The organism is Streptomyces sp. NPDC060205 (assembly GCF_042728395.1).
GTDB lineage: Bacteria > Actinomycetota > Actinomycetes > Streptomycetales > Streptomycetaceae > Streptomyces.
In genome coordinates this window covers 1-10,524 of sequence record NZ_JBHWZP010000314.1, presented here as the reverse complement: position 1 = coordinate 10,524, position 10,524 = coordinate 1, and the positions used below count along the sequence as shown (strand labels likewise).

General features: G+C 71.4%; 10 protein-coding genes. 3 read left to right on the top strand and 7 right to left on the bottom strand.

Annotation, left to right across the window (positions count from 1 at the left end; all coding sequences use genetic code 11):
• Positions 1–9 precede the first annotated feature (9 nt).
• The 4 genes from ACFWGJ_RS35770 to ACFWGJ_RS35755 are packed head-to-tail and all read right to left on the bottom strand — an operon-like array spanning position 10 to position 4,621.
• The gene (locus ACFWGJ_RS35770; RefSeq protein ID WP_387332930.1) at positions 10–1,368 is read right to left on the bottom strand and encodes a GH1 family beta-glucosidase; all 1,359 of its coding nucleotides are present in this window, start codon (positions 1,366–1,368) and stop codon (positions 10–12) included.
• A gap of 47 nt (positions 1,369–1,415) precedes the next feature.
• The gene (locus ACFWGJ_RS35765; protein WP_387332928.1) at positions 1,416–2,315 is read right to left on the bottom strand and encodes a carbohydrate ABC transporter permease; all 900 of its coding nucleotides are present in this window, start codon (positions 2,313–2,315) and stop codon (positions 1,416–1,418) included.
• On the bottom strand, positions 2,308–3,297 hold the full coding sequence (locus ACFWGJ_RS35760) for a carbohydrate ABC transporter permease (protein WP_387332926.1): 990 nt from the start codon (positions 3,295–3,297) through the stop codon (positions 2,308–2,310). The genes ACFWGJ_RS35765 and ACFWGJ_RS35760 overlap by 8 nt, the downstream gene beginning before the upstream one ends.
• 7 nt (positions 3,298–3,304) lie before the next feature.
• The gene (locus ACFWGJ_RS35755; protein WP_387332924.1) at positions 3,305–4,621 is read right to left on the bottom strand and encodes an ABC transporter substrate-binding protein; all 1,317 of its coding nucleotides are present in this window, start codon (positions 4,619–4,621) and stop codon (positions 3,305–3,307) included.
• A 168-nt stretch (positions 4,622–4,789) separates the two neighbouring features.
• On the opposite strand from ACFWGJ_RS35755, the gene ACFWGJ_RS35750 reads away from it, so the two are divergent.
• Both ACFWGJ_RS35750 and ACFWGJ_RS35745 read left to right on the top strand, forming a co-directional pair.
• The gene (locus ACFWGJ_RS35750; protein ID WP_387332923.1) at positions 4,790–6,319 is read left to right on the top strand and encodes an ROK family protein; all 1,530 of its coding nucleotides are present in this window, start codon (positions 4,790–4,792) and stop codon (positions 6,317–6,319) included.
• 116 nt (positions 6,320–6,435) lie between these two features.
• Positions 6,436–6,717: a hypothetical protein gene (locus ACFWGJ_RS35745; protein ID WP_387332921.1), complete on the top strand. Its 282-nt coding sequence runs from the start codon at positions 6,436–6,438 to the stop codon at positions 6,715–6,717.
• Positions 6,718–6,773: 56 nt separating this feature from the next.
• On the opposite strand, the gene ACFWGJ_RS35740 is transcribed toward ACFWGJ_RS35745, so the two are convergent.
• From ACFWGJ_RS35740 to ACFWGJ_RS35730, 3 genes are all read right to left on the bottom strand, one after another.
• On the bottom strand, positions 6,774–7,736 hold the full coding sequence (locus ACFWGJ_RS35740) for an SDR family NAD(P)-dependent oxidoreductase (protein ID WP_387332919.1): 963 nt from the start codon (positions 7,734–7,736) through the stop codon (positions 6,774–6,776).
• A gap of 341 nt (positions 7,737–8,077) precedes the next feature.
• Positions 8,078–8,743: an HAD family hydrolase gene (locus ACFWGJ_RS35735; protein WP_387332934.1), complete on the bottom strand. Its 666-nt coding sequence runs from the start codon at positions 8,741–8,743 to the stop codon at positions 8,078–8,080.
• Between the two features lie 50 nt (positions 8,744–8,793).
• The gene (locus ACFWGJ_RS35730) at positions 8,794–9,831 is read right to left on the bottom strand and encodes a PHP domain-containing protein (protein ID WP_387332932.1); all 1,038 of its coding nucleotides are present in this window, start codon (positions 9,829–9,831) and stop codon (positions 8,794–8,796) included.
• Positions 9,832–10,020: 189 nt separating this feature from the next.
• Here ACFWGJ_RS35730 and ACFWGJ_RS35725 point away from each other — a divergent pair, with 189 nt between their 5' ends.
• Entirely contained in the window at positions 10,021–10,257 is a 237-nt protein-coding gene (locus ACFWGJ_RS35725; RefSeq protein WP_387332917.1) for a hypothetical protein, read from the top strand.
• Positions 10,258–10,524: the final 267 nt, after the last annotated feature.

The window sequence follows — 10,524 nt, the reverse complement described above, 5'->3', positions numbered from 1 at the left end:
CGGCAGGAGTCAGGCGGCCTTGCGCTGACTCCTGCCGTGCTCCCGCACGATCTCGGCGTACCGGCGTCCGCTCCCCTTCACCGTGCGCCGCTGCGTCGCGTAGTCGACGTGGACGAGGCCGAAGCGCTTGTCGTAGCCGTACGCCCACTCGAAGTTGTCCAGCAGCGACCACGCGTAGTACCCCGCGAGCGGCGCCCCCTTGCGGGCCGCGGACGCGCAGGCCGCCAGGTGCTGTTCGAGGTACTGGATGCGCTCGGGGTCGTGGACCGTGCCGTCGGGGCGTACGACGTCCGGGTAGGCGGAGCCGTTCTCGGTGACGTACAGCTTGCGCGCGCCGTACTCGTCCGTGAGGCGCAGCAGCAGGTTCTCGATGCCGGCCGCGTCGATCTCCCAGTCCATGGCCGTGCGCGGCACCCCGTGCCGGCGGACGGCGGCGGCGTACGGGGCGGGGCCCGTCGGGTCGTCCTCGATCGCCGACGGGAAGTAGTAGTTGAGCCCCAGCCAGTCCAGCGGCTGCGCCATGACCGCCAAGTCGCCCGCCTGCTCGGGGAGTTCGACTCCGTACACCTCGCGCATGTCCGCCGGGAAGCCGCGGCCGTGGACCGGGTCGAGCCACCAGCGGTTGGTGTGCCCGTCCATGCGCCGGGCCGCCGCGATGTCCTCGGGGCGCTCGGTGGCGGCCTCGATGTAGGACAGGTTGTTGACGATGCCGACCTGGGCGCCGGGCGCCGCGGCGCGGATCGCCTGGGTGGCGAGGCCGTGGCCGAGGAGCAGGTGGTAGGAGGCGCGGACCGCCGCCGTGAGGTCGGTCAGGCCCGGGGCCATCCGGCCCTCCAGGTGGCCGATCCACGCCGAGCACAGCGGCTCGTTGAGGGTCGTCCAGTGCTGGACGCGGTCGCCGAGGCGCTCGGCCACGACGGACGCGTACGCCGCCAGGTGGTGTGCCGTGTCGCGCTCGGTCCAGCCGCCCCGGTCCTGGAGCACCTGCGGAAGGTCCCAGTGGTACAGGGTGACCGACGGCGTGATGCCGGCCTCCAGCAGGCCGTCGATCAGCGCGTCGTAGAAGTCGAGCCCCTTGGCGTTCGCGGGACCGTCGCCGCCCGGTACCACCCGTGGCCAGGCGATCGACAGCCGGTACGCGTTGGTGCCCAGCTCCTTCATCAGGGCGATGTCCTCGCGCCACCGGTGGTAGTGGTCGCAGGCGACATCGCCGTGGTCGTCGCCGTCCACCTTCCCCGGTGTGTGCGAGAAGGTGTCCCAGATGGAGGGCGAACGGCCGTCCTCGGCGACGGCACCTTCGATCTGGTACGCCGAGGTGGCCGTGCCCCACACGAAGTCCTGGGGGAGTGCGGCGAGATCGATGGTCACAGAAGTCCTCTCGGAACGGGGGGAGTCGACGGGTGTGCGCGTGGTGGTCACTTGACGGCCCCGGCGGTGAGTCCGGCGACCAGATAGCGCTGGAGGAGCAGGAAACCGGCGACCACGGGCACGCTCACCACGAGGGAGGCGGCCATGACCTGGTTCCAGTACACGTCGTTCTGCGTGGCGTAGCCCTGGAGGCCGACGGCGAGTGTGCGCGTGGTGTCGTTGGTCATCACCGACGCGAACAGCACCTCGCCCCACGCCGTCATGAACGCGTACACGGCGACGGCGACGATCCCCGGCACCGCGGCGGGCACGACGACCCTGAAGAGCGCGCCGAGCGGCCCGTTGCCGTCCACCATCGCCGCCTCGTCCAGATCGCGGGGCACCGACTCGAAGTACCCGATGAGCATCCAGATCGAGAACGGCAGCGAGAACGTCAGATAGGTGAGGATCAGACCGATCCGCGAGCCGAAGAGCGCGATACCGGTGGCGTTGCCGATGTTCACGTAGATCAGGAACAGCGGGAGCAGGAACAGGATCCCGGGGAACATCTGCGTGGACAGCACGGTCACGGTGAACAGGCGCTTGCCACGGAAGCGGTAGCGGCTCACCCCGTACGCGGCGAAGATCGCGATCACCACCGACAGGACCGTCGCCGCGCCCGCCACGATCAGCGAGTTGACGAAGTACTTCGCCAGCGGGACCGTCGACCAGATGTCGATGTACGGGCGGATCGTCAGCCCGCTGGGCAGCCAGCGGAACTCCCCCGACACGTCCTCCAGCGGCTTCAGCGAGCTGGACAGCATCACGTACACCGGCAGCAGGACGAACCCGGTGAGCAGCGTGAGGAAGATCCGCCGCGACCACACGAAGGACCGGGGCGCGGCCATCGGCGAACGCCGCGCTCCCGCCGGCCTCCCGGGCCGCGCCGCCGTGGTGGTCCTAGACATCGGCCGCCCTCCGTCCGCGTGAGGTCAGGACGAGATAGACGCCCGTCACGACCAGCAGGAACAGCAGAAGCAGCACGGACATCGCGGATCCCGTCCCGAAGTTCCACGTCACGAACGACGACTGGTAGATATGGATCGAGATCAGGTCGGCCGCTTCCGGCGCCGCCTTGCCGAACAGCACGTAGGGCGTGTTGAAGTCGTTGAACGTCCACAGGAAGAGCACGAGGACCAGCACCTGGTTGACCGGGCGCAGCGACGGCAGCGTGATGCGGCGCAACTGCTGCAGCATCCCCGCCCCGTCGATGGAGGCCGCCTCGTACAGCTCCTTGGGGATGTTCTGCAGGCCCGCCATCACGATGAGGAAGGCGAACGGCCAGCCCTTCCACACCGACACGACGAGCAGCGCGACGAAGCTGTTGTCGCCGATCAGCCAGAAGGACGGGCTGTCGGTGAGGCCCAGCTGGTCGTGCAGTACGTGGTTCACCAGACCGTTGTCCCGCTGGAACATGAAGGCCCAGGTGATGACGGCCGCGTACACCGGAAGCGCGTACGGGACGAGGAACACGGCCCGCAGGAAGCCCCGGCCGCGGAAGTTCTCCTGCATGTACACCGCGGCCGTCGTGCCGAGCAGCCAGCACAGGCCGACGGAGAGCACGGTGAACGCGCAGGTGACGAAGAACGAGTGGAGCAGCGCCTTGCCGATGGGCGCGTCGAAGTCCACGGACAGGCTGTAGTTGTCGAAGCCCGCCCAGGGCGCGGCGCCCCAGTCGCGGATGTAGAACTGCGTGAGCTCCTTGAAGCTCATGACGATGCCGATCACCATCGGCACCAGATGGACGAGGAGTTCGAGCAGCAGGGCGGGCAGCAGGAGCAGATACGGCAGGGCTATCCGGCGTACCCGCCCGGTGCGGCGGCGCGGGGTGGGCCCCGTCGCACCGGGCGGTGCTTCCTCACCGACCGCGGGCTCGGCGGTCACGGTCATCGAACGCTCACTTCTTCGGCATCTGCTGCTGGGCCTCGTCGAGCTTCTCCTTGACCGAGGCCGTGGTGACCGGCCGGCCGGCCGCCGCGTCCGCGAAGAGCTCCTTCACGGCCGTGCCGACCGCGGTCTCGAACTGCGACTCGTTCGCCACCTGCGGCAGCGGGGCCGCGCTCTTGGCGAGGGTGTCCCGGATGACCTTCAGGGCGGGCGTGTTGAACGCCGGGTCCTGCTGGGCCGCCTTGACCGGCGGGATGGACCCGTACGTCTTGTTGAGGATCGTCTGCTCGTCCACGCTCGTCATGAAGTTCACGAACTTCACGGCGCCGTCGATGTTGTCGGTGTTCTTGAAGACGGCCATGTTGATGCCCGCCACCATGGAGTTGACGGCCGTGTCGGCGCCCGGGGTGCCGGACTGCACCGGCACCGGTGCGACGCCCCACTCGTCGTCGCTCATGCCGTGGGCCTTGAGCGTGGCCGCCGCCGTCTGCCACAGCACCATCGCCGTCTTGTCCTTGGCGAAGTCCTGGAGGGACTGGTTCTGCGCGTACTCGGCGTTGCCGGGCGCGACGACCTTGTCCTTGCCCATCAGGTCGACGTACTGCTTGACCGCCGCCACGGCCCCGTCGGAGGTGAAGTCGGGCTTCCCGTCGGCGTCGAAGAAGTCGGCGCCGTGCTGCTTGGCGAAGACGAAGACGTGGTGGATGTTCTCCGACAGGTTCGCGCCCTCGGCGCCCAGCGCCCACTTGTCGTCCTTGGAGATCTTCTTCCCGTCGGCGACCAGATCGTCCCAGGTGGCGGGCGGCCCGGATATCCCTGCGTCCTCGAACATCTTCTTGTTGTAGTAGAGGGCGTACGCCATCGAGTACAGCGGGACCGCCGCCGGGTCGGAGCCGGCCTCACCCGCCGAGCCGAGCGCGGACTCGACGAACCGGTCCTTGCCGCCGATCTTCCCGAAGTTCTTGGCGTCCCAGGGCAGCAGGGCCCCGGTCGCCTGGAGCGAGGCGGACCAGGTGTTGCCGATGTTGAGGACGTCCGGGCCCTGGCCCGAGGTGGTCGCGGCGAGGATGCGGTTGAGGAGATCCGACCAGGGGACGACCTCCAGCTTCACCTTGATGCCGGTCTGCTTCTCGAACTTCTTCAGCTCGGGAGTGAGGATCTTCTTGTCGGCCTCGATGCTCGGACCCTGGTTGGAGGCCCAGTAGGTGAGCGTCTTCGGCGAGTCGTTGGACCCGCCGTCCGCCGACGAGCCACCGCCGCACGCGGTCACGGCGGCCAGCAAGGAGACAGTGACCGCGCTCGCGGCCGCGGCTCGGGTTCTGCGCATGACGTCAGGCGTCCCTTCCTGAGGGAAAACAGAGGATCGTCGTGCGTTCACTTCCCGAACGACCCTCACGGCTTAATTTAGGACGTGAGTTAAGACCCGGAAGAAAGTCGCGTCAAGGGATAGCGCAGCGGTATCTTGCAGGTCGGGGGTACGGCGGGAAGGGAACACATGGCGGGGCGGAACGGGCGAACGGTACGTGACCTGCGACGAGGCAATCGCACGGCCGTGCTGAGGAGGCTCTACTTCGACGGACCGATGAGCCGGTTCGAACTCGGGCCCGCCACCGGGCTCAGCTCCGGCTCCATCAGCAACGTCGTCGCCGAGCTGGTGGCCGAGGGCCTGGTGGAGGAGGCGGGCAGCGTCGACTCCGACGGCGGCCGGCCCCGCACCCTGCTCCGGGTCGCACCCGCCAGCGGCCACATGATCGGCGTGGACGTCGGCGAGACCCGCGTCCGCGTAGAGCTCTTCGACCTGTCCCTGACCGAACTCGCCCGTACCGAACGCCCGTTGGAGCACCAGGGGTACGACGTCGACGTCATCGTCGGCCACATCCGCGACGGCGTCGCCGAGGTCCTGGCCACCGCGGGCATCGCCCCCGAGCGCCTGCTGGGCGTCGGCATCGGCGTACCCGGCATCGTGGAACGCACCGCGGCCGAGGGCGCCGTCGTGCACGGCCAGACCATCGGCTGGCCCGCCGTCCCGCTGGAGTCCCTGCTCCGCACCGCCTGCGGCCTGCCGGACTCCGTCCCGTACTTCACCGACAACGGCGCCAAGACCCTCGGCCAGGCCGAGATGTGGTTCGGCGCCGGACGCGGCGCGCGCAACGCGGTCGTGGTCCTCTTCGGCTCCGGCGTCGGCGCCAGCCTGGTCTCGGACGACGTGGAACTGGGCCGGGCCGTGGAATGGGGACACCTGACGGTACGGGTCAGGGGGCGCCGCTGCCGCTGCGGTGCGCTCGGCTGTCTGGAGGCGTACGCCGGGGCCGAGGCCCTGCTGCAGCGCTGGGAGGAGGCCGGGGGACGGCCGCCCAAGGGCGTCGACGAGGAGACGGCCCTCACGGCCATGCTGGCGGCGGCCTATCCGGTCGAGGACGGGGCCGCGGGCGGGACGCGCGGCGAGGCGGCCACGGGCCCCGGTGCGTCCGTGCCCGCGGGCGGCTCGGCGCCCGCCCGCGCGGCAGCCGGTGACGCGACGGCCGTCGGTGGGGCGGCCGGTGACGGGACCGCCGTCGGTGGAGCCGCCGGTGACGGGGCTTCGGGAGGCGCGGCGGCCGGCGGTGCGGTGGCCGGCAGCGGGGCGGGCGGTGGCGCGGCCGTCGCCGGTGGCGTACCCGACCCGGTGGCGCTGGCCGTCCTGGAGGAGACGGCCGAGTACCTGGGCGCGGGCCTGTCCGACCTGATCAACCTCTTCCAGCCCGAACGCATCCTCATCGGCGGCTGGGCCGGACTCCAGCTGGGCTCCCGCTTCCTGCCCGCCGTCCGCGCCCACGCCGTGTCGTACGCGCTGCGCCACCCGGCCGAACGGGTCACCATCGAACTCGGCGCCCTCGGACCCGACGCGGTCACGGTCGGCGCGGCGATCCTGCCGCTGGCCGACTTCTTCGCCCGCGGCGGCCGGCGTCCGGGCGCCGGACCGGGCTCGGGGGACACCCCGCCACCGGCCTGGCGCGCGGCCCTGGAGGAGCGCGCCCCGCACTGACGCCCCGCACGGGCGCCCGGTGCTCCCTGGTTTGCCGGGTGGCCCCGGCAGGTACCCGCACCCTGGCCGACAAGGGACTTCCGCCCCACGTGGCCCGACGAGGAGAGGAGCGGACCGTGAGCGAATACGGGACCAGGACGCCCGAGGAGAACGAGGGGCCCGTACCCCGGGACCTGCCGGACCAGCAGGTGCAGGAGGGCGAGGATCCCTGGGACGTCATCACGCCGCCCGAGCCGGGGCCGGACGAGGACGCGGACGGGGACGGGGACGCCGGCGGACGGGCGAAGCCCGAGACCGACGTCCCCGACACCGACGAGGCGGGCACCGGCCGGCAGGGCGACGAGGGGACGAGCACGGTGCACCCCGAGGATCCGGAGCCGGAGGAATCCCCCGCGTGAGCGCATGCCCGAGCCCCGGACCTGCGGCGGCGCCCTGAGCCCGCCGCCGCTCCGTCTCAGGCGAAGGCGTCGACGCCCGTGAGCTCCGCCGAGAGGGCCCACAGGCGGGCCGCGGACGCCGGGTCGATCGCGTACGCGCGTACGCCGGTCCGCGTACCGTCGGCCGGGGCGAGTTCCGCGATGTCGCAGTCCTCGCAGTACACCCCGCCCATGCCGGACAGCTGCGGAGAGGTCGCCGCCCACACCTGGGTGGCCGCGCCCTGCTCGGGGGACTTGAAGCCCTCCGGGTTGAGCGGGACACCGTTCTCGTCGATCCAGCCGCGCTCGACCATCTCCTGCCGGGGGAGGTGGCGCTGCAGAGGGGTGAGGATGCCGCCCGGGTGCAGCGCGAAGGCCCGTACGCCGGAGTCCTTGCCCAGGGCGTCGAGGTGCACGGCGAACAGGACGTTGGCCGTCTTCGCCTGTCCGTACGCCTCCCACTTGTCGTAGTCGCCGTGGTTCCAGTGCGGGTCGTCCCAGCGGATGTCCGAGGTGTGGTGACCCGTCGAGGAGACGGAGACGATCCGGGCGCCGCCCGGGGCGATCGCCGGCCAGAGCCGGTTGACCAGCGCGAAGTGACCCAGGTGGTTGGTCGCGAACTGCGCCTCCCAGCCGGGGCCGACCCGGGTCTCGGGGCAGGCCATGATCCCTGCGTTGTCGATGACGAGATCGATGGTGCGGCCCGAGGCGAGGAAGCGGTCGGCGAACGCGCGCACGCTCTCCAGGTCGCCGAGATCCAGCTCGTCCACCTCCACGCCGTCGATCCCGGCGACCGCCTCCTCGGCGACCGCCCGGCGCCGCGCGGGAACGACGACCCGGGCACCCGCCTTGGCCAGCGCGCGGGTCGTCTCCAGGCCGAGCCCCGAGTAGCCGCCGGTGACGATCGCGAGCTTGCCCGTGAGGTCGATGCCGGCGAGTACGTCGTCCGCGGTGCTGTGCCGGCCGAAGCCCGAACCGATCTTGTGCTGTGCAGTGGTCATGGGGCCGACGCTACGGATTGGAGCGCTCTCGAAGTCAAACGACGCCCCCGGAGAACGGGAAAGGCCCGGGAACAGGAAAAAGGGGAGCAGGGCCCCGGGAACGGGAAAGGCCCCGACCGGACGGGGGAATCGCGGTCGGGGCCGTCTGTGGGTGGCCACGGATGGCGGTCGCCTCTCGGCGGTGTGCTCCACAGGGCTTCAGCCGAACGATCTTCCCTGTGGGCGGAAGGTGAGGCCCGGGGACACTGTCCCATCCGCACCCACAGCTGATTTAACGGGAAACTACCGACGGGTGTTCCCAGGTCGGGGCCGTGTCGATCGTGATCTGCGTCACGACCGGGTCAGCTTCCCGCCGCCAGCGGGCTCTTGGCCAGGGAGGCCAGCAGATGGGCCGGGTCCCGGTAGACGGAGCTCGCTCCGGCCTTCTCCAGATCGGCGCGCGGGATGCCGCCGCACAGCACTCCCACGCACAGGACACCCGCTCCGGTGCCCGCGCGCATGTCCCAGACCGTGTCGCCCACGAAGAACGAGTGCTCGGCCGGGGCTCCGGCGAGTTCCAGGGCGTGCTCCACCGGATCGGGCGCGGGTTTGCCCGAGTCCACGTCGTCGGAGCTGGCCGTCGCTCTGATGACGTCGTCGGCGTCGATGGCCCGCCGGAGCGCCGACAGCTCCGCCCCGCCGGCGGAGGTGGCGAGTACGACCGTCCAGCCCTCGCTGTCGAGGCGCCGCAGCAGGTCACCGGCGCCGGGGAACGGGCGCAGCCGCTCGAAGTAGGTGCCGTAGAGGGTCTTGTGGGCGGCGCTGATCGCGTCGTCCTGCCCGGTGTCCCGCTCCTCGCCCAGCAGATGCGCGATCAGGTCGTCGGAGCCGAGGCCCACCGCCCGGTGGAGGTCGTGCATCGACACGTCGTGACCGGCCTGCCGGAACGCCTCCCACCAGGCCGTCACATGCAGATGGTTGGTGTCGACCAGAGTGCCGTCCACATCGAATACGGCCGCCCGCTCCATACGTCGTCCCTTCGTCGCGGTCCCGTTGTTCCAGGTGTCCCAGTACCGCGTCACGAAGCCCGTACGCCTGGGGGAGTCACCCGATCCCGCGTCCAGGCCAGCAGTTCCCCCGCCGACCAGGTGGTGACCACGCGCTCCGGGGGCACCCCGCACTCCTCGGCCCGCGCGCATCCGTACGCCTGCCACCCGAGCTGCCCCGGCGCGTGCGCGTCGGTGTCCACGGAGAACAGCACGCCCGCCGCGACCGCCCGGCGCAGCAGCCGCCGCGGCGGATCGAGCCGCTCGGGACGGCTGTTGATCTCGACCGCCGTGCCCGACTCGGCGCAGGCGGCGAACACGGCGTCCGCGTCGAACTCCGACTCAGGCCGCCCCCGCCCGGTGACCAGCCGTCCCGTGCAGTGCCCCAGCACGTCCGCGTGCGGATTCCGTACGGCGGCGACCATCCGGCGGGTCATCGCGGGCGCGTCCATCCGCAGCTTGGAGTGCACCGACACCACGACGACGTCGAGCCGTTCGAGCAGCTCCGGCTCCTGGTCCAGCGACCCGTCGTCGAAGATGTCGCACTCGATGCCGGTGAGCAGCCGGAAGGGGGCCCACCGCTCGTTCAGTTCCGCCACCACGTCCAGCTGCTCCCGCAGCCGCTCGGGGGACAGCCCGCGGGCCACCGTCAGACGCGGCGAGTGATCCGTGAGGACCGCCCACTCGTGCCCGAGGCGCGCCGCGGCACGGCCCATCTCCTCGATGGGGCTGCCGCCGTCCGACCAGTCCGAGTGCAGATGGCAGTCGCCGCGCAGCAGGGCCGTCAGCTCCTCGCCGCCCAGGACGAGGGGCTCCGCGGCCTCCTGCTCCAGTTTCTCCAGATAGCCGGGCGGCTGCCCGGCCAGCGCCTCGCGCACCACCTGCGCGGTCTTCGGCCCGATGCCCTTCAGCGACTCCAGCGACCCGTCGGCCGCCCTGCGGGCCACCTCGTCGGCGGACAGCTCTGTGACGACGCCCGCCGCCGTGCGGAACGCGCGTACGCGATAGGTGGGGGCCTGGGACCGCTCCAGCAGGAAGGCGATACGGTCCAGCGCCTCGGCCGGGTGCATGGCTCCAGCGTGGCCCAGCCGGGCCGGGTCCGCACGGCAGCCGACCGACCGGCCCTGTGCCACCATGAAATGCGAACCTCGTGGCGACAGGTACGGCCACGGCCGCGCCGGCGTCGCCGAGCGCCTCGACGACCGACACCGCCGCCCGGGCAGGCTTATCGGCGGCACGCGTGTGGAACCGGTGGGATCATGACTGAAATCGCCAGCCCTCACATCTCGTACCCGCGGATCACGGTTCTGGGCGTGCAGCCCGGCGATCCGCCCTTCCGCATCATGGAGATCGACGGCACCGTCATCGGTGAGGCCAGGAGCTTCACGGATGTCCTGGTGGCCGCGGCGGCGTACGGCGTCCCGGTGCACGACGCCGACGACCCGGACGTGGTCCGCTGGGTCGGCGGGGACAAGCTCACCTGGCATCCGAGATAGCCGTGCACCGGCCGGCGAAACGGCCGGGCCGAGGAGCCGGAGGGGGCGCGTCGCGCCGTGCCTTTCGCGCCGTGGTGAGCCGTCGCGGACGGCGCGACCCCGCGCATCGGCGGACCGCGGAAGCGGGCACGGCCGTGCATGGGGTCAGTGCGGCGAGGGCACTTTGATCTTGCAGCGCGCGTGACCCGAGGAGGGGAGTGGCACGTCCGGCAGGGGCGGAGGTGCCGCGTGGCACACGGGCCACGCGCGGGCGTCGTACGTACGGGC